Below are 18097 nucleotides of genomic sequence, written 5' to 3'. Positions count from 1 at the left end.
GTGAGAAAGTTTTTACATAAATATATTTTTAAAAGGGGAAATTACTTTTAATAATGTAATTAATGGGGGGGATATTATGGATCAAAAGGTAATTCAGGCTTTACACATATATGTCTTAATCATTATGAATACTGGATTCATGGTACATGTCCTGCTCCTTCCCAACATCTTAAGTGCATCTCAACGCGACGCATGGATAAGTGTCTTAATAAGTGTTGTTCCCTGTATCGTTTGGACTCTATTTATTTTTTATATTTATAAAAAACTAGATAAAGAAGATATCATCGCTTTTCTAAAAAGATGGTCTACACCTTTTGTTACATATATTTTCACTATAGCATTTGGATTGTACTTTATAATTAACGCCTTCATTACCGTCAAATTTACTTTGATTTGGGCAAAAGCTAATTATACTCATGACATACCAAACATCGTAGTCGTCAGCCTATTCACTTTTATTTGTATTTTTGCAACTTATAAAGGGATACGCACCATAAGTACTTTGGCTCTCTTGTTTCTTCCGTTCGTCACTTTTTTCGGGATATTTGTGGGGCTGGGGAATACGAGTAATAAGAATTACGAATTATTGTTCCCGATATTTGAAAGCGGTTATCGCAATACTCTAAATGGAATTTTGTATACGAGTGCAGGATATTTAGAAATTATCGTTTTTTTATTTTTGACTCCTTACCTGAAAAATAAGTTAAAAGCCAAGTGGCTTTTACTGGTTGGTGTAATTTTAATCATGCTGACGCTAGGGCCCCTCATGGGAGCGATTGCAGAATTCGGTTCTGTGGAAGCGGTGAAAATGAGGAATCCGGCTTATGAACAGTGGAAGTTGTTAAGGTTTGGCTATTATATTACTCGACTCGATTTCCTTTCCATTTTCCAATGGCTTTCAGGAGCCTTGATTCGAATAAGTTTATGTTTATTTATAGGACATAAATTAATCTCGAATTCAAAACATCAGAAGTGGATACTGCTTTCCTTATATTTTTTAGTTGTTTTTGGGACGCTAATCCATTGGGATGCTACTTCATTTTTTTATTTTATATACAAATATTTCTTTCCAATCAGTAGTCTGTTTCTTTTAAGTTCCGCAATTATACTGTTATTTCTTATTATAAAAAAGGGAAAAGGAAAAGGAAAAGGTGAAACATTATGAAGAAGGGAAAATGGAATGGAGCTCCTTCTTGCATTGACCAAATCCAAAAATGGTTCGAACATTCTTCTGATGTTGTTTTAAGAACAAAAACTTTTGATAATGAAGGTCGTTATTTGTTGGGGTTTTTATATGCGCCAAACTTAGTGGATATGCAATTTATCAATGAAGTGATATTGCCTACAATATCAAAAGCGGTTCAAGAAAATGGGGAATTAACAATTGATCAATTAAGCAATATTATGGAGATCAGTATGCTTAAAAAGGGCTCCGATGTAAAAGAGGGAGTAGAAAGCATTCTTTTTTCAGGAGACCTAATCATTATTAATGAATCTTCTAATGAAATTTACTATACACCATTAGCTAATTCCCCTAAGCGTAGTCCGGAAGAATCCAATATAGAATCTTCCATTCGGGGACCTAGAGATGGATTTGTTGAGAATATATCGGATAACATGTCTTTAATTCGCCAAAGGCTTAAAACGGCATCACTTAAATGTATAGAATATACAATCGGGAAAAGAAGCAAAACTAAAATATTGCTACTTTATATAGATGACATCATTAATCCCTCGATTCTTTTGGATATTAAAAAACGCTTGGATTCATTAAAGGTTGATATCATAGTCAGCAGTTACCAAGTTGAAGAACTCCTATATGATAATCAATTTTCCATCTTCCCCTTAATGGATTATGTTGGTCGGCCGGATTTTGTTGTTGAATCCTTGAATCAAGGGCGCTTTGCCATCCTGGTAGACGGGAATCCCACATGCTTAATCGGACCAACCAGTATTAATCAGTTACTGTATTCTGCAGATGACGCACATGCAAGCTTTTTTTATATTAGTTTCATGCGCATCATTCGTGTAGTCGCCTTATTTGTAACGGTTACGTTACCGGGTTTTTTTATAGCGTTAGTTTCCTATCAATTCGATCAAATTCCCTTTTCGCTTCTTGCGACGATTTCAATCACTAGACAGGGATTACCCATACCTGCTTCTTTGGAGGCATTCATGATGATCATATTGTTTGAACTATTTAAAGAAGCTGGCCTTCGCCTGCCAAAAGCTGTAGGTCCTACGGTTTCTGTGTTGGGTGGATTGATTATAGGTGATGCAGCGATTCGGGCAGGGCTTACTTCACCTTCCATGCTTGTAATAGTAGCTGTTACAGTTCTCTCGAGCTATACCTTAATCAATCAGAATATTGCTGGGAATATCGTTATTATAAGGTTATTCATATTTGCATGTTCAGCGTTTTTAGGCTTGTTTGGATTCTTTATGGGAATCTTCCTTATCTTGATTGCTGTGGTTTCCTTGGAAAGTTTCGGCCAGCCTTTTGTGAATCCATTTTCCAAACCAAATAAATCGGATATGTTAAAAGTCTTATTCAAGCTTCCGTATGGGATGTTAAGGCAGCGGAATCAAGCTATACAGTCCAGTGATAATGAACCGCAAAAGGAGTCAAACAAATGAGGAAGTTAATTGCAGTTACCGTTATTGGCTGTCAACTTTTACTGACGACAGGATGCTGGGGAATGAAGGAAATTCAAGCTCAAACATATGGATCAGCTTTAGGGATCGATTATAAAGAGGGTGAATTCATCTTATACTTTCAAGCGATAAATTTTGCGGATATAGCAAAACAAGAGGGGGCCGCTGTATTACAACAAAAATCTTCTGTTGTCATTGGGGAAGGTAAAGGGGAAAGTATCGAGGAAGCATATACTGAATTAGAACAAAATTCAGCATTACCGCTTTATATCGGGCATATTAACTCCTTCGTTTTAAGTGAGAATGTAATCAAAAAGAAAGTGAAGGATTTCATTGAGTATGTGGGGACAGAGCCTTTGTTGCGATACAATTCATGGGTGTTTGCTACAAACGAGGATATTAAAAAAGTTTTTGACAGTGATAGTTTCTTTAATCTTCCAAACTTATTCACGATCATTCAAAGGCCAGAGACCGTTATTAATGAGAACTATTTCATTTCCCCGTTAAAATTCAGTGAACTGGTTTCGAAATTTTATCAGCCGGTTGGTTCCATTTTAATTCCTTCTATGGTCATAAATGAGCATCATTACTCAGAGAAGGGAAAAGAAAAAAAGATACCGACGTTAAATGGCGGCTATGTTTTATCAAAACAACAGTATAAAGGGTTCGTTAGCAAACAAGATTTGATCGGTTTAAAATGGGTTGAAAACAAGGCGACAGTATTGTTTTTTTCCCTGAACAAACAAAAGGTCAGTGTTGAAATCATGGATCCCAAAACAAACATCAAGGTATTGGAACAAGAAAAAAAACCTTTGTATGATTTAAAGGTTAGAGCAAATGGAATATTGAAACAAAATATAGATAACTTGGATATGGAAAAAATCGAAAAAAAGGTAGAAATAAAAGTTAAGGAAGATATTTTGAAGACATTGGAGACTGGGGGGGGAATCAATACAGACGTTTTTAACATAAGTGAAAAGGCATACAGATACCATGTCAATAAGTGGGATAATAAAATTATTAATTCCTTTGATAAGTCTTCAATAAATAACATAAAAGTTAATATCCATATTGAACAAAGTGAAAATTACAAACGTTAGATTACAAGTTTCGGGTTATTGCAGATGAGTGGGTTGTGTTAGACTTAACTTATATGGAAAATTCAGCGGCCGTTGTTGATCAAGAAAGGCAGCGCTGAATTCGTCCGTTTGGCACTGGAGAAGTAGCGGCTTTTACATATAACGAGTTACAGCAAATTCTTTCTTAGCCCCAAAAGTGCTCTCATGCCGATTAAATAAAAAAGGGTGAAATGAAAAATGAAGACAGTAATCATTGCAACGAAAAATAAAGGGAAAGCCAAGGAGTTCGAAAGCTTATTCTCTGCTAAAGGATATGAAGTCAAAACACTTCTCGATGTTCCGGATGCTCCGGATGTTGAAGAAACAGGCACAACTTTTGAAGAAAATGCGATCCTGAAGGCAGAGGCCATTGCCCATCAGCTGGGCCACTTTGTCATTGCTGATGATTCCGGATTGATTGTAGATGCATTGGAGGGCCGTCCAGGCGTATATTCTGCGCGCTACGCTGGAGAGTCCAAGAGTGATGAAGCAAACACGGAAAAAGTCCTCCGTGAACTTGAAGGTGTGCCAAAAGAGGATAGAACGGCGAGATTTTATTGCGCTTTGGCACTAGCGTCACCCAACCAGGAAACGATTAAGGTATCAGGAACGATGGAAGGCTTGATTACAGAACAGCCCTCAGGAACGAATGGATTTGGTTATGATCCCATCTTTTTTGTTGAGGAACTGGGCAAAACAAATGCCGAATTGACAAAAGAGGAAAAAAACAAAATCAGCCACCGTGCCAACGCATTGAGGGCTCTAGATGAAAAACTTGATCTATTTCTAAAAAGGGAAGAAGGAATGTGACGATGAAAGTGCTAATAATGAGTGACAGTCATGGCTTAACTCATGAAATCAGCATGATTACCGACCGTCATAAACATGAGGTGGCTGCCATGATCCATTGCGGTGATTCAGAGTTGGGAAGTAATGATCCCCACATGTCGGAGTTCTTAGCTGTACGCGGAAATTGTGACTATGATCCGGCATATCCGAATGACATTGTGGAGAGCATCGCAGGCAAACGTTTCTTCCTTACACACGGACACCTCTATAACATAAATATGACACTGATGAACCTATCTTATAAAAGTGAAGAGACTGGGTCGGATATCATTTGCTTTGGTCACTCCCACGCTGCAGGTTCAGAATTGATAGACGGCAAACTCTTCATCAACCCGGGAAGCATACGTCAGCCGCGTGGACGAAAAGAGAAAACCTATGCCATTTTGGATATCGGAAATGACCAACTAGAAATCATCTATTATGACCTTGAAGGAAAAATCGTTGAAGAACTAAGAAATGCTTATCAAATGGAATGACTTCATGTATAATGAACAGGAAGCGTTTTTTTCCCGCTTCCTAGTTCATAAAAAAAGAAAAAAACTTTTTTAAAAAACCCGTTGACTTTCTTTTGATATCCTACTATAATAAGAAGTGTCCTAAGGGAACAGTTAAGGTAATACATAAGTTTTACCGCAACTTATATCATAAACGTCTCAGTAGCTCAGCTGGATAGAGCAACGCCCTTCTAAGGCGTCGGTCGGGAGTTCGAATCTCTCCTGGGACACTAACTTTAAAAAGCCAAAACCTTCTAAGGTTTTGGCTTTTTTACTTTTTTTTGAGCTGGTTAAGTTAACGAGGGTAATTTCGATTTGCATCCTATTAACCATTAATGTTCGAATGACGATAAGAAGTTTTTTATTTCATATTTATCGCAGGTGGATGGCCTTTTATGTCGAACTTGTTATAAATAAGGAGATGTTTAAATGAATAAAGATAGATTATTCAAGTTCATTCAAACTTCCACTCGGGGTAATTTCTTCTCAGTCGAAATATCCGAAGATGGAACTGAAGTGGTCCAATTAGCCAAAGAGTTAGAAAAAGAAGGAAGAATCAAGTTGAGGGAATGCAAACGAAAAGAACAAGGCGTTTATCTGGAAGGAATACTTAAGTTTGTTCCTAGTTAATACTTAATGAGCTCCAATGTAGATTTATATTTGTATGCTCCAAAAAAAATGCAAGCATCCATGATTGGATGCCTGCATTTTTTTTGAGGGTTTGTAAAACGTTGCCTCCAGGTACTCGCTTTCCGCGGGTGTTCCGGGAGTCTCGCACCTTATGTTCCAATCAATATTATTATAAATTCTAGATAGAACCCCTTTGTCTACAAACTAAGGCATCCATAATCGGATGCCTTTTTTCTATATCAAATTCTATTTAATGTTTGGAGATTTTTTTTGATGATTTCACGGTTTTTGATTATTGCAGTCTTCAATTCTTCGACGGTTGAACTTTTATCATCATCTTCATTAAGTTGCATCATCGCGCTTGGTTGGTTTTGTATAAGTATATCGATCGTATCGCGTAATTCTGGCAGTGATACCTTGTATTGTTCAGATAAATGATGTAATGCCTTGTGTAAATCGGTGTTATGGACTGAAGGAACAATCTCATCGTTTTCATCTTTCAATATATATCCTCCTCTAAAGCTTATTCACGCTTATTTAGCATATTATTGAGCGATGATAATTATACAAAGAAGGCTCTATTTCGACAGGGGAAATTACGCTTGTTATTCTATATACAATATTGGCATAGTGCCATGGGAATCGTTTAATGGATGGTGAATTCGCCTGACAGCTGTTTGATATGAAGCCCCTCTGACTATCAAGGTCATTTTTGGGTACTTTGCTGGAATTATAAATAAATCAGAAAAAATATTGACACAATGCAAACAAATTAATATTATGTTTATTATATTATAAACTTTATAGGGAAGTGTTTGTTTTATGAAGAACGCTGAAATGTTTTGGAGCGCATCCCAGGATGAACTTAAACAAGGGTATATCGAAAGTGAGAATCAATATGTTTGTTTGCTGTGCGGAAATGCAATTGAAAAGGGGATAGTATACCCGAAAGATGGGGTTCTTTATGAAGCGAAGAGGTATATGCGAATTCATATTGAACAGGCACACCGCTCTGTTTTTGAATACTTGATTGATCTCGATAAAAAACTTACAGGTCTCACGGACCATCAAAATCGCCTTCTTCGCCTTTTTTACCAAGGGAAGAATGATGCTGAGGTTCAGGAGGAAATGGGAATTGGCAGTCCTTCCACCATTCGGAACCATCGCTTTGTGTTGAAAGAGAAAGAGCGCCAGGCTAAGTTGTTTTTAGCCCTGATGGAACTTTTGAAAGATAAAGATGAACATGCGCCGGCATTTATCCCGCTTCATCAAAAAGCAAGGATGGTCGATGATCGTTATAACGTTACCGAGGATGAAAAGGTGACTGTATTGAAAAAATACTTCCCTAAAGGCAGTCAGGATGTATTAAAGTCTTTCCCCCCAAAGGAAAAACAAAGGCTGATCATTCTCCAAGAAATTATGAACCGTTTTGAAAATGAGCGGAAATACGAAGAAAAAGAAATCAATCAAATATTGGGTGCCGTTTATCATGATCATGTTCTTTTGAGAAGATATTTAATAGAATATGGATTCTTGGATAGAAAGCCTGATGGGAGCCAATATTGGCTGAAGAAATGATGACTGGGGGCAAGGAAGATGGATCGTAAAAAAGAATTGAAGCAATTATATAAAGAAACGAAAGTTGAAGCAGGGGTTTACCAAATCAGAAATACAGTAAATAATAAAGTCTTTATCGGAAGCACTAGGAATTTAAAGACGTTGAAGGGGAAACAATTTGAATTGGAAATGGGAACAAACACCAATAAAGTGCTGCAGGGTGAGTGGAACCAATATGGGAAAGATGCTTTTTCTTTTGAGGTACTGGAGGTATTGAAGCTGAAAGAAACAGGATTTTTTGATGTTAAACGGGAATTGAAAAAACTTGAAGAAAAGTGGATGGAAAAAATACAGCCATATGAAGAACGGGGATACAATAGAATGAAATCCAACTGACTTGTACGTAGCCTTTAGAGATTCCCAACTCCGATTTATCTTAATGCATTTCATTCTATGGAAGAAGATGGTGATATATCTTAATGTTTATGATTAGGAGGTGCTAGGATGGAAAATGGAGATGGATATCTACGGGCGAAAAAAAGGGCCGAAAATCTGAAGGCATTCTACATTCATATAATCGTATATGTATTGGTGGTTCCTTTATCCCCTTGGAGGGTGGGGGATTGATGTTCTGATACACGGAATTACTACCCTTGCGCAAGGCAAGGAAACTACGGATCTTAGTGGGGAGAAAGAAGTATAAAAGAATACATGGAAAAGGATAAAAAGAACGGCTGAATTTGGGCGTATTCAAAACCGGGAGTCATTTATGGCTCTTTTTTTGTGGGAAGATAATCAGGGATCTCACTTGTTGTTAGTTTTTAAATGGTTTAAGCTAGTAATGAGGGACCTGTTTGTAAATAGGGGGGACCCGTGGAGGACCTTCAATAAATAATTAATTTTAGGAGTTGCGGATGAAAAAAATAGGATGGGCCATAACGGGGATAGGAGCAATCATTGCGCTGGGGGCCTTGCTTTATCCTTTGAATGTTATTGATAAAACACTATGTATATATTTATTGCTTGGCGGTGCAGGGTTAATGTTCGTCGGGTCTATGTTCAGGGCTTTTTTACTCCTGAAAAGATGACTGATTTTAAGGTTGATCAAAAACATTTGATTAAGGTGATATCATGGAGAAAAACCAATTGAAATATGCCCAGCAGCATCTGGCTAATGAACGCACCTTCTTAGCGTGGATTAGAACGGTGATTGCGATAGTGGGGGTTGGTTTTCTTGCGACAAGCCTGCATTTTACGATTGGTGTGCATCGGGATGCCCGGATTGACTTGATCAGTATCGTGCTGGGGATGTTTGCGTGTGCGTTGGGCCTTGTGATTACAGTGCTGGCGACGTTCGGTTATCTTCAGAAGAAGCGGCAAATCGATGAAGGGACGTTCCAGGCATCAAGTGCGCACGTAATTCTAATCGCTGTTTTCATGGTCATATTGTTATCGATGATCATTTTATATTTTGTTTTCATAAAAGTTTAAAACTGCCCTAACCAATATAGGGCAGTTTTTTTAGTTTCTACTATTATATACTTATTCTAACATCGTTACGGAAAGATTTCTTCCATTAATTAAATTCAATTAAAAAACGAAAGCTTGAAAAACACTGAATTTCATTTTGGTTATGAAAGAGTAATTTAAACCTTTTAAAACATTTCATTCAGTATTGTACACGTCAGCCATAGTAAAACTTACGCTTTACCGGAAGGGTATATCAGCGGCCGGGAAAAGATCGATCAAGTTTTGTCTTTTGCCTTCCTTGAAAAATTATTTATCAGCCGTCTTCAGTTTGTAAGTAAACTTCACATGGGTAATGCTAGCTTTAAAACTCTTGGAAGTACTTTACTTCATTCAATTCGATCACGTTTTAATTATTTGTTTAATTTCCATTTTGTGAGATATGATAAAGAGGAACTAAAAGGAGGTCATCAAGATGGTGGATATCAAAAAAGGTGAAAGATCTTTTTTTGTCGAAGAATCTGGTGAGAAACTAGCGGAAATCACATTCTTTAAATCAGGTGATGATGAAATCACGGTCGATCATACCGTTGTTTCTGACAAGCTTCGCGGACAAAAGGTAGGAAATGCCCTTGTTGAAAAGGTAATAGGGTTCGCGAGGGAGGAAAAACTGAAAATTGTTCCGGTATGTTCGTTCGTTCAAAAACAATTTGAAAAAAATGCAGCATACGAGGATGTATTGGCTAAATGAACCATAGGGCTGGACCAGGAGATGAGTAATATCACCTGTGTTCAGCCCTTTGTCATTTTTTTAGATATTTTCTTTACCCCTTCAATTCTCCAATATGAACGAGCAGAAAGAATAAATCAAAGCCAATCGTGACTTTTGCCAGAGGGGCCAATCCTGCATAACTATGGACTTGCTGTAGATTTTGTCATTGTTAGTGATGAAGGCAAGCGGCATTGTGGACAGAGGGCGAAAAGTTGACAAGGGTAGGAGTCATAGCAAAATCCCTGGGATTTGTTAGGGGAGGGGATTTTGAATTGTTCCGTGATTTTCCGGATCTTGGAATGTCAGGAGGTTTATCAACGAGGGGTATTCAAAAGGAATTGAGGACGAATCTTGTATCAAGAGTGGCGTCAGCGAACAGTGAAAAAGGAGCTTAAAGGGAAAATGGATCATCCGCTATTTGAGAAAACCATTACTATTGACTGGCATCATGTGGGTAATGCAAGGATATTTAGTTTGTTATTATTTTAATAATTTTAATGGGATATCTGATGTTTTTAAAAATTAAAAATTGAAAAAACTTTTTTTGTAGAATGTGGTCATGATAGGTATGTAAGCGTATACAACAAATCTTTCAATTTAGAATTATCAAAAAATTTCAAAAAACCTGTTGACTACTACCTGAAATACACGTAAGATAATCACAAATACAAGACAACAAACATAAGCGTTTCGAAAAATATGAATAATGCGAAAAGCATTGAAGAGGATAAGTAGTCTTTTAAAAAGGCAGTCACAGAGAGCCGGGTAGCTGAGAGCCGGTATTGTCCCGAAAGATGAACTCACCTTGGAGTTTCAGCTTGAACGTCAGACTAGTAGGGCTGAACGGGTGCGTACCAGTACCCGTTACCAAAACAGAGAATAGTGTAGGCTATTCAAAGTGCGCATGGAGTCTCATGCGAAAAAGGGTGGTACCGTGGAGTGGCTCATCAAGCCTTTTCACCCCTTTATCTTGCCGAGTGCAAGTACATTTGGGGTGAAAAGGCTTTTTTGTATGCTTAAAAAGCTGAAAATTCTGAATGTTAAGAAATATTTAACGGAAAAGCGAAGGAGGTTTTTACGAAATGACACAAAAGTCAGTTGTTGCTGATCGGAAAAGTGGAAAGACACATTATAGTGGTGCCGAATTTCTGCTGGATGCATTGAAAAAGGAAAATGTTGAAGTCATCTTTGGTTATCCGGGGGGTTCTGTATTGCCGATTTATGACAAGCTTTACAGTTCAGAACTTTTCCATATCTTGACAAGGCACGAACAAGGTGCGATTCATGCAGCGGAAGGATACGCCAGAATTACCGGCAAGCCGGGGGTGGTCATAGTCACATCCGGTCCAGGGGCAACGAACATTGTCACCGGTTTGGCCGATGCAATGATTGACTCATTACCGCTTGTGGTAATTTCGGGTCAGGTAGCTACCAGTGTAATTGGTACGGATGCTTTCCAGGAAGCTGATGTACTGGGGATTACTACCCCGATCACGAAACATAACTATCAGGTAAGGAAGCCGGAAGACCTTCCGCGCATTATAAAAGAAGCTTTTTATATCGCTTCCAGCGGCCGGCCCGGTCCAGTATTAATCGATATACCTAAGGATATGGCCATTATAGAAGGTGTATCGCCGGATAAGGAGCCAGAAATGAATCTCCCTGGCTATCAGCCGACGACCAAGCCGAATTACTTACAGATCAGAAAGCTTGTTGAAGCAGTAAGCGGAGCGAAAAGACCGGTCATTCTTGCAGGGGCAGGAGTCCTGCATGCAAAGGCCTCCCATCTATTAAAGGAATATGTCGAGCAGCAAGGCATTCCCGTCGTCCACACTTTATTGGGTCTTGGGGGCTTTCCGGCGGAACATCCTCTCTTTACCGGAATGGGTGGTATGCATGGCTGCTATGCAGCAAACATGGCGTTATCGAAATGTGATTTATTAATCAATATCGGTGCCAGGTTCGATGATCGATTGACTGGGAATCTAGCGAAGTTCGCACAGCGTGCAACGGTGGCCCATATCGATATTGATCCAGCGGAAATCGGTAAAAATGTACCGACAAAAATTCCGGTCGTTGGAAGTGCCAAGGAAGCACTGGCGGAGTTGATTGCGCAAAATGGCAAGAAACCGGAAATTGATGAATGGACAACACAGCTGACTGCTTGGAATGAAGAGTTCCCATTGCGTTATACCCATGAAGAAGGTGTACTGAAACCTCAGCGGGTCATCCAGATGCTTCATGAAAAAACGAATGGGGAGGCCATTGTTACGACGGATGTTGGGCAGCATCAAATGTGGGCAGCACAATACTATCCGTTTAACAAACCGAATTCATGGGTCACTTCCGGTGGATTGGGGACGATGGGCTTTGGCTTACCTTCGGCTCTCGGAGCGCAACTGGCGAATCCGAAAGCGATGGTGCTTTCCATTTCGGGGGATGGTGGATTCCAGATGTGTCTGCAGGAACTTTCAGTCATTGCCGAAATGAATCTGCCAATCAAAATCATCATCGTCAACAACGGAGCACTCGGGATGGTAAGACAGTGGCAGGAACTCTTTCATGATAACCGTTTCTCACACAGTATTTTTCAATCGCATCCGGATTTCGTGAAATTGGCCGATGCTTATGGAATTCCGGGATACAAAGTGACGACGGAGGAAGAAGCAAGCAACTGCTTGGATGTAGCGTTAAAGACTGATGGTCCAGTATTGATTGATTTCCGAGTAAAACAAAACGAAAATGTCTTTCCGATGGTAGCACAAGGAAAAGGGCTTGATGAAATGGAAGGAGTTTAATCAATGAAGGGAATTCTTAGCCTCACCGTGAACAACCGGCCAGGCGTCCTGAATCGGATTACGAACCTGTTCACGAAAAGAAATTATAACATTGAAGGCATGACTGTCGGACCCTCCGAACAGGATGGCATTTCAAGGATGACCTTCGTGGTCGATGTTGATGACGAAGCTGTCGTTGAACAGATCACCAAGCAATTGAATAAGCAGATCGATGTTTTGAAAGTATATGATATTACGAATCAATCGATTGTGGCGAGGGAACTTGCACTCATTAAAATATTGGTGACCACACAAACCCGAGCCGAGATTTATTCAGTCATCGAACCCTTCCGTGCGTCAGTTATTGATGTCAGTAAAGATAGCCTGACAGTTCAAATCACTGGGGAGTCGGAAAAAATCGAAGCCTTCATTGAACTGATCAAGCCATATGGCATCAAGGAATTGGCAAGGACAGGGACAGCCGCCATCCCGCGTGGAATGCAAATTGCACACGCTAAGAGTGCGACAATCGTATAAAACCAAAATCAAACAAAAAAACAAAAACAATGATGAAAAGGGAGATGTAATTATTATGGCAAAAGTATATTATAACGCAGAGGCAAACGAGAATTTTTTCAACAATAAAAAGGTAGCGGTCATCGGATATGGTTCACAAGGACACGCACACGCACAAAACCTACGTGACAGCGGTGTAGATGTAATCATCGGAATCAGGAAAGGTAAATCTTTCGATAAAGCGGTGGAAGACGGCTTTAATGTTTTCACAGTGAAAGAAGCTGCTGAACAGGCAGACGTAATCATGAACCTATTACCGGATGAAACTCAGCCGAAAGTATACCAAGAAGAAATCAAACCGGTATTGCGTGCAGGTCAAGCGTTAATGTTCGCACACGGATTTAACGTCCATTTCAATCAAATCGTTCCTCCGGCAGACGTAGATGTATTATTAGTCGCTCCAAAAGGTCCGGGACATCTTGTTCGCCGTACATATGAACAAGGTGCAGGGGTGCCGGCATTATTCGCCATCCATCAAAATGTAACGGGTGAAGCAAGAGAATTGGCCCTTGCGTATGCTCGGGGAATCGGTTCTTTAAGAGCTGGTGGTTTGGAAACTACTTTCCAGGAAGAAACGGAAACGGATTTATTCGGAGAGCAGGCCGTACTTTGCGGCGGATTGACTGCCCTTGTGAAAGCTGGATTCGAAACCTTGACAGAAGCTGGATATCAGCCGGAAGTAGCATATTTCGAGTGTTTACATGAACTTAAATTAATCATCGACCTTATGTATGAAGGCGGTATGGAAAACATGCGCTATTCCATTTCTGACACAGCTCAATGGGGAGATTTCGTTTCGGGACCACGCGTTGTGACTGAAACTACGAAAGAGGCAATGAAAGCGATCTTGAAAGACATCCAAGACGGTGAGTTCGCTAAAGGATGGATCTTGGAGAACCAAGCGAATCGTCCAGTCTTCAATGCTATCAATAATCGTGAAAACCAACATCAAATTGAAGTGGTTGGCCGTGAATTAAGAAAAATGATGCCATTTGTAAAACCTCAACAAAAAGAGAAAGAAGTGGTAGCCGTTGCGAAAAATTAATATATTTGAAACTACACTTCGAGATGGAGAGCAATCAGCCGGTGTAAATTTGAATTTTACCGAAAAACTTGAAATTGCTTATCAGCTTGAAAGATTGGGTGTTGATATTATCGAAGCCGGTTTTCCGGCAGCATCCAAAGGGGATTTTAACTCCGTACAGGAAATCGCGCGCAAAATTAAAAACAGCTCTGTAACAGGGCTGGCGCGCGCTGTAAAAGGAGATATTGATGCAGCTTGGGATTCATTAAGGGGCGGCGCAGAACCAAGATTGCATACGTTCATCGCCACTTCACCTATTCATCGTGAATATAAGTTAAAAATGTCGAAGCAGCAAGTGATTGAAAGGTCTGTTGAAATGGTCAAGTACGGGGCAGCGCGTTTTCCAATCGTGCAATGGTCTGCAGAAGATGCAAGTCGTACAGAACTTGACTACTTGGCTGAAATCGTTGAAGCGGTCATTCAAGCTGGTGCCAAGGTCATTAATATTCCTGATACAGTAGGGTATGCAGCTCCAATCGAATACGGAAACATTTTCAGATACCTTCGTGAACATGTTCCTTCTATTGATAAAGTCAGTTTATCTGCACACTGCCACGACGATCTTGGAATGGCAACGGCCAATTCATTGGCTGCCATCGAAGGCGGGGCTACGCAAGTCGAAGGCACAATCAACGGAATTGGTGAACGTGCCGGCAATGTGGCGCTTGAAGAAGTGGCTATGGCCCTTTACATCCGTAAAGATTTCTATCAAGCGGGAACGGATCTTGTATTGAATGAAATTAAAAGGACCAGTGATTTGGTTAGCCGCCTAACGGGAATGCAAGTTCCTGCTAATAAAGCCATAATTGGTGCCAATGCATACGCACATGAATCTGGCATTCACCAGGATGGCGTGTTAAAAGAAAAAACGACATACGAAATCATATCACCTGAACTCGTCGGGGTTTCGTCCAATTCACTCGTATTAGGGAAACATTCAGGACGGCATGCTTTCAAAGAAAGATTACAAGAGTTGAATTTTACGGTAACGGATGAGGAAATGAACTCATTATTCGTCCAATTCAAGGAATTGGCCGATAATAAAAAGACCATGACGGATGAAGATATCGTTGCGCTGGTGCTTGAAGAGAAAGCGACGGATATCAGTTTTTATGACATGATTTCCTTACAGATTTCCCACGGTACACATCAAACGGCGACCGCGACGGTTACACTGAAAAAAGGCGATAATGAAGAGATTCAGGAAGCGGCTACAGGTGCAGGTAGTGTTGAAGCCCTATATAACACGCTAGAAAGATGTTTGGGCAGCGAGATCAACTTACTGGACTATCGAATTCAATCAGTAGGTGGCGGAATGGATGCCCTTGCTCAGGTCTTTGTGAAAATTAATTATAACGGTGTGGAAACTAGCGGCCGCGGTCTTGATCAGGACGTCTTGGAAGCATCCGCCAAAGCATATTTGAATGCTGTGAACCGTGTGATCATCATGAAGGAACTGGAAGAAAAAGCAGTATTACTATAGGAAGGGGAGATTTCGATGAAAAGGAATATTGCGGTGCTTCAAGGAGATGGCATCGGGAAAGAAGTAACAAGAGGCGCTGTAGAAATCCTCGAAGCCGTTGCCCAAAGATATGGACACGATTTTGAATTTCAATATGGTGAGATTGGAGGCGGGGCCATCGATAACACAGGTTCGCCCCTGCCGGATGAAACAGTGGAGATTTGTAAAAACAGCGATGCGGTATTATTAGGGGCCGTTGGAGGACCTAAGTGGGATGACCAGCCTGCGCACCTAAGACCGGAACGAGGTTTATTGAAAATCCGAAAAGATTTGGATCTTTATGCTAACATCCGTCCAATCAGCTATTATTCCAGCTTGTCGGAATCTTCTCCTCTTAAAAAGGAATTCATTGAAGATGTGGATTTCGTGATTGTCAGGGAACTAACTGGCGGCCTTTATTTCGGAAAGCCAAGTGAGCGCGTTGAAAGAGAAGGGAAAGAGGCGGTCGTCGATACACTTTTCTATCAGAAAAGCGAAATGAAGCGCATCATTGAACTTGCTTTTGCATTAGCATCGGATCGCAAGAAAAAGGTAACATCCGTGGATAAAGCGAATGTTCTTGAATCCAGCAGGATGTGGCGTGAGACGGCTGAAGAAATTGCCAAGGACTATCCGGATGTAATTCTTGAACATATGCTTGTTGATAATGCAGCTATGCAATTGATCAAAAACCCGAAACAATTTGATATTATCGTGACGGAGAATATGTTCGGTGATATTTTAAGCGATGAAGCGTCGGTATTGACTGGCTCGCTTGGAATGCTTCCTTCCGCCTCTATATCAACAAAAGGGCCTAATCTATATGAACCGATTCATGGCTCTGCCCCGGATATTGCGGGCAAAAACCTGGCTAATCCGATTGGGACGATTTTATCAGCAGCTTCCATGCTGCGTCTATCCTTTGGTTTGGAAGATGAGGCGCAAGCTGTTGAGCAGGCGGTGGAAAGAGTTCTTGAATATGGCTTGAGAACAGGCGATATCGCAAATGGCCAACCAAATATTACGTCTACTTCAGAGATGATTGCGGAAATAAAGGCAAATCTTTTAGACCAGGAAGCAATTTCCAACATCATGGGAGCTTACGCATAAACTTCTTTCACGGCCTAACATTAGGCCGTGTTTTTTAAAAAAATATAAGATTGATCGAGGTGGGATAAAGATGGGAAAGTCGATAATAGAGAAAATATGGAATCGTCATATTGTGAATGAAGAGGAGAATAAACCGGATTTAATTTATATAGACCTTCAATATATTCATGAAGTGACCTCTCCGCAAGCATTTGAAGGATTGAGATTAAAAGGACGCAAAGTCAGGAGACCCGACCGTACTTTCGCGACAATGGATCATAATGTGCCAACAGTTAATCGCTATTTCATCGAGGATGATATTGCAAGGAAACAATTAGAGGCACTTGAGCAAAACTGTAAGGAGTTCGGTATCCGTCTTGCTGATTTAGACAGCCCGGAACAAGGTATCGTTCACGTTATCGGGCCGGAATTAGGGCTTACACAGCCAGGGATGACGATTGTCTGCGGAGACAGTCATACTTCCACACATGGTGCGTTTGGCTCGATTGCGTTTGGAATCGGTACGAGTGAGGTCGAGCATGTTTTGGCCACACAAACCCTATGGCAAACAAAACCCAAAACATTAAAGCTTGAGGTTAATGGCAAGCTTGGTCATGGCGTGATGGCGAAAGATGTCATTTTATATGTGATTTCTAAATTCGGTGTCGATTTCGGTACAGGACATATCATTGAGTATTGTGGGGAAGTTTTCCGGGATATGTCAATGGAAGAGAGAATGACGGTTTGCAATATGTCAATCGAAGGCGGGGCAAGAGCGGGGCTGGTAGCTCCCGATGAAACAACGTTCTCTTATTTGAAAGGTCGTAAATATTTGTCGAAAGGAGAAGAGTTCGAGCAATGTGTTCAGGACTGGAAGTCGCTTTCCAGTGATGAGGATGCTGTATATGACCAAGAAATCATTCTTGATGGCAGTCTGATTTCACCAATGGTCAGCTGGGGGACAAATCCTGGAATGGCTAGTGGAGTGGATGGAAAAGTACCTACCTTCGCAGAAGATATCATGGATCCTAAGGAACTGAATCGAGCCATTGAGTATATGGGTCTTGAGGAAGGCATGCCGATCACGGAAATTCCCGTACAACATGTATTCATAGGATCGTGTACCAATTCACGCATTGAGGACTTACGGCAAGCCGCAGAAATGATCGAAGGCCAAACTGTTCAAAAAGGGGTTCGGGCGATGGTCGTTCCCGGTTCACAAAGCGTCAAAAGGCAAGCGGAAGATGAAGGGTTGGATGAGATTTTTAAATCTGCGGGCTTCGAATGGCGCGAATCGGGCTGCAGCATGTGCCTGAGCATGAACCCTGACGTGGTTCCGGCCGGTGAGCATTGTGCCTCCACAAGTAATCGGAACTTTGAAGGCAGGCAAGGAGCTGGAGCGAGAACACACCTGGTTAGTCCGGCTATGGCTGCTGCGGCCGCCATTTATGGGAAATTTGTCGATATTAGGAATTTGAAAAGTACTGAACAAGTCCATTAAGGATACGAATTAACCGGAGGTGCAGAA

20 protein-coding genes, 1 tRNA gene and 1 other annotated feature are annotated in these 18097 nt (G+C 40.6%); of the genes, 20 read left to right on the top strand and 1 reads right to left on the bottom strand.

Annotation, left to right across the window (positions count from 1 at the left end):
- Positions 1-76 precede the first annotated feature (76 nt).
- The 7 genes from NYE63_RS20485 (at position 77) to NYE63_RS20455 (ending at position 5746) form a co-directional block, all read left to right on the top strand.
- The gene (locus tag NYE63_RS20485) at positions 77-1165 is read left to right on the top strand and encodes an endospore germination permease (protein WP_342602486.1); all 1089 of its coding nucleotides are present in this window, start codon (positions 77-79) and stop codon (positions 1163-1165) included.
- A complete protein-coding gene (locus tag NYE63_RS20480; protein WP_342602485.1) occupies positions 1162-2637 on the top strand; it encodes a spore germination protein in 1476 nt (491 codons plus the stop codon). Before NYE63_RS20485 ends, NYE63_RS20480 begins: the two co-directional genes overlap by 4 nt.
- Complete coding sequence (locus tag NYE63_RS20475; protein WP_342602484.1) at positions 2634-3755, top strand: Ger(x)C family spore germination protein; 1122 nt, start codon at positions 2634-2636, stop codon at positions 3753-3755. The genes NYE63_RS20480 and NYE63_RS20475 overlap by 4 nt, the downstream gene beginning before the upstream one ends.
- A 216-nt stretch (positions 3756-3971) precedes the next feature.
- A complete protein-coding gene (locus NYE63_RS20470; RefSeq protein ID WP_342602483.1) occupies positions 3972-4583 on the top strand; it encodes an XTP/dITP diphosphatase in 612 nt (203 codons plus the stop codon).
- Positions 4584-4585: 2 nt separating this feature from the next.
- A complete protein-coding gene (locus NYE63_RS20465; protein ID WP_342602482.1) occupies positions 4586-5098 on the top strand; it encodes a metallophosphoesterase in 513 nt (170 codons plus the stop codon).
- Between the two features lie 174 nt (positions 5099-5272).
- Positions 5273-5346: transfer RNA gene (locus NYE63_RS20460), tRNA-Arg, on the top strand.
- 199 nt (positions 5347-5545) lie between these two features.
- Entirely contained in the window at positions 5546-5746 is a 201-nt protein-coding gene (locus NYE63_RS20455) for a hypothetical protein (RefSeq protein ID WP_342602481.1), read from the top strand.
- A gap of 239 nt (positions 5747-5985) precedes the next feature.
- On the opposite strand, the gene NYE63_RS20450 is transcribed toward NYE63_RS20455, so the two are convergent.
- On the bottom strand, positions 5986-6249 hold the full coding sequence (locus tag NYE63_RS20450; RefSeq protein WP_342602480.1) for a hypothetical protein: 264 nt from the start codon (positions 6247-6249) through the stop codon (positions 5986-5988).
- A gap of 319 nt (positions 6250-6568) precedes the next feature.
- On the opposite strand from NYE63_RS20450, the gene NYE63_RS20445 reads away from it, so the two are divergent.
- The 13 genes from NYE63_RS20445 to leuC all read left to right on the top strand — a co-directional run bounded on the left by NYE63_RS20445 (position 6569) and on the right by leuC (position 18070).
- Positions 6569-7324 carry a DUF2087 domain-containing protein gene (locus NYE63_RS20445; protein ID WP_342602479.1) on the top strand — a complete coding sequence of 252 codons (756 nt, stop codon included), beginning with the start codon at positions 6569-6571 and terminating at the stop codon, positions 7322-7324.
- A gap of 18 nt (positions 7325-7342) precedes the next feature.
- On the top strand, positions 7343-7699 hold the full coding sequence (locus tag NYE63_RS20440) for a GIY-YIG nuclease family protein (protein WP_342602478.1): 357 nt from the start codon (positions 7343-7345) through the stop codon (positions 7697-7699).
- Positions 7700-7807: 108 nt separating this feature from the next.
- Complete coding sequence (locus NYE63_RS20435) at positions 7808-7930, top strand: 2TM domain-containing protein (RefSeq protein ID WP_342602477.1); 123 nt, start codon at positions 7808-7810, stop codon at positions 7928-7930.
- 287 nt (positions 7931-8217) lie between these two features.
- Complete coding sequence (locus NYE63_RS20430; RefSeq protein WP_185152103.1) at positions 8218-8391, top strand: hypothetical protein; 174 nt, start codon at positions 8218-8220, stop codon at positions 8389-8391.
- Positions 8392-8434: 43 nt separating this feature from the next.
- Complete coding sequence (locus NYE63_RS20425; RefSeq protein WP_342602476.1) at positions 8435-8794, top strand: DUF202 domain-containing protein; 360 nt, start codon at positions 8435-8437, stop codon at positions 8792-8794.
- A gap of 451 nt (positions 8795-9245) precedes the next feature.
- Positions 9246-9521, top strand: a complete 276-nt coding sequence (locus NYE63_RS20420; protein WP_342602475.1) for a GNAT family N-acetyltransferase — start codon at positions 9246-9248, stop codon at positions 9519-9521.
- A gap of 233 nt (positions 9522-9754) precedes the next feature.
- Positions 9755-9937 carry a hypothetical protein gene (locus NYE63_RS20415; RefSeq protein WP_342602474.1) on the top strand — a complete coding sequence of 61 codons (183 nt, stop codon included), beginning with the start codon at positions 9755-9757 and terminating at the stop codon, positions 9935-9937.
- Positions 9938-10251: 314 nt separating this feature from the next.
- Positions 10252-10510, top strand: a binding site (T-box leader).
- Between the two features lie 114 nt (positions 10511-10624).
- A complete protein-coding gene (ilvB, locus tag NYE63_RS20410) occupies positions 10625-12340 on the top strand; it encodes an acetolactate synthase large subunit (RefSeq protein ID WP_342602473.1) in 1716 nt (571 codons plus the stop codon).
- 3 nt (positions 12341-12343) lie between these two features.
- Positions 12344-12856, top strand: a complete 513-nt coding sequence (gene ilvN, locus NYE63_RS20405) for an acetolactate synthase small subunit (RefSeq protein ID WP_342602472.1) — start codon at positions 12344-12346, stop codon at positions 12854-12856.
- Positions 12857-12911: 55 nt separating this feature from the next.
- Complete coding sequence (gene ilvC / locus NYE63_RS20400) at positions 12912-13940, top strand: ketol-acid reductoisomerase (protein WP_342602471.1); 1029 nt, start codon at positions 12912-12914, stop codon at positions 13938-13940.
- Positions 13927-15462 carry a 2-isopropylmalate synthase gene (locus tag NYE63_RS20395; protein ID WP_063232806.1) on the top strand — a complete coding sequence of 512 codons (1536 nt, stop codon included), beginning with the start codon at positions 13927-13929 and terminating at the stop codon, positions 15460-15462. The genes ilvC and NYE63_RS20395 overlap by 14 nt, the downstream gene beginning before the upstream one ends.
- A gap of 15 nt (positions 15463-15477) precedes the next feature.
- Complete coding sequence (leuB, locus tag NYE63_RS20390; RefSeq protein WP_144480413.1) at positions 15478-16590, top strand: 3-isopropylmalate dehydrogenase; 1113 nt, start codon at positions 15478-15480, stop codon at positions 16588-16590.
- A gap of 70 nt (positions 16591-16660) precedes the next feature.
- Entirely contained in the window at positions 16661-18070 is a 1410-nt protein-coding gene (gene leuC / locus NYE63_RS20385; protein WP_342602470.1) for a 3-isopropylmalate dehydratase large subunit, read from the top strand.
- Positions 18071-18097: the final 27 nt, after the last annotated feature.

The sequence above is a fragment of the Peribacillus sp. FSL E2-0159 genome (genome assembly GCF_038643155.1).
In the GTDB taxonomy this organism is placed as follows: Bacteria; Bacillota; Bacilli; order Bacillales; family DSM-1321; genus Peribacillus; species Peribacillus simplex.
The sequence above is the reverse complement of the archived record's forward strand: the minus strand, read 5'-3'. Positions and strand labels throughout refer to the sequence as shown.

Bases quoted from the DNA above. Each gene is read 5' to 3' on its own strand.
- NYE63_RS20485 (WP_342602486.1), top strand. From the start codon at position 77: ATGGATCAAAAGGTAATTCAGGCTTTACACATATATGTCTTAATCATT.
- NYE63_RS20480 (WP_342602485.1), top strand. From the start codon at position 1,162: ATGAAGAAGGGAAAATGGAATGGAGCTCCTTCTTGCATTGACCAAATC.
- NYE63_RS20475 (WP_342602484.1), top strand. From the start codon at position 2,634: ATGAGGAAGTTAATTGCAGTTACCGTTATTGGCTGTCAACTTTTACTG.
- NYE63_RS20470 (WP_342602483.1), top strand. From the start codon at position 3,972: ATGAAGACAGTAATCATTGCAACGAAAAATAAAGGGAAAGCCAAGGAG.
- NYE63_RS20465 (WP_342602482.1), top strand. From the start codon at position 4,586: ATGAAAGTGCTAATAATGAGTGACAGTCATGGCTTAACTCATGAAATC.
- NYE63_RS20455 (WP_342602481.1), top strand. From the start codon at position 5,546: ATGAATAAAGATAGATTATTCAAGTTCATTCAAACTTCCACTCGGGGT.
- NYE63_RS20445 (WP_342602479.1), top strand. From the start codon at position 6,569: ATGAAGAACGCTGAAATGTTTTGGAGCGCATCCCAGGATGAACTTAAA.
- NYE63_RS20440 (WP_342602478.1), top strand. From the start codon at position 7,343: ATGGATCGTAAAAAAGAATTGAAGCAATTATATAAAGAAACGAAAGTT.
- NYE63_RS20435 (WP_342602477.1), top strand. From the start codon at position 7,808: ATGGAAAATGGAGATGGATATCTACGGGCGAAAAAAAGGGCCGAAAAT.
- NYE63_RS20430 (WP_185152103.1), top strand. From the start codon at position 8,218: ATGAAAAAAATAGGATGGGCCATAACGGGGATAGGAGCAATCATTGCG.
- NYE63_RS20425 (WP_342602476.1), top strand. From the start codon at position 8,435: ATGGAGAAAAACCAATTGAAATATGCCCAGCAGCATCTGGCTAATGAA.
- NYE63_RS20420 (WP_342602475.1), top strand. From the start codon at position 9,246: ATGGTGGATATCAAAAAAGGTGAAAGATCTTTTTTTGTCGAAGAATCT.
- ilvB (WP_342602473.1), top strand. From the start codon at position 10,625: ATGACACAAAAGTCAGTTGTTGCTGATCGGAAAAGTGGAAAGACACAT.
- ilvN (WP_342602472.1), top strand. From the start codon at position 12,344: ATGAAGGGAATTCTTAGCCTCACCGTGAACAACCGGCCAGGCGTCCTG.
- ilvC (WP_342602471.1), top strand. From the start codon at position 12,912: ATGGCAAAAGTATATTATAACGCAGAGGCAAACGAGAATTTTTTCAAC.
- leuB (WP_144480413.1), top strand. From the start codon at position 15,478: ATGAAAAGGAATATTGCGGTGCTTCAAGGAGATGGCATCGGGAAAGAA.
- leuC (WP_342602470.1), top strand. From the start codon at position 16,661: ATGGGAAAGTCGATAATAGAGAAAATATGGAATCGTCATATTGTGAAT.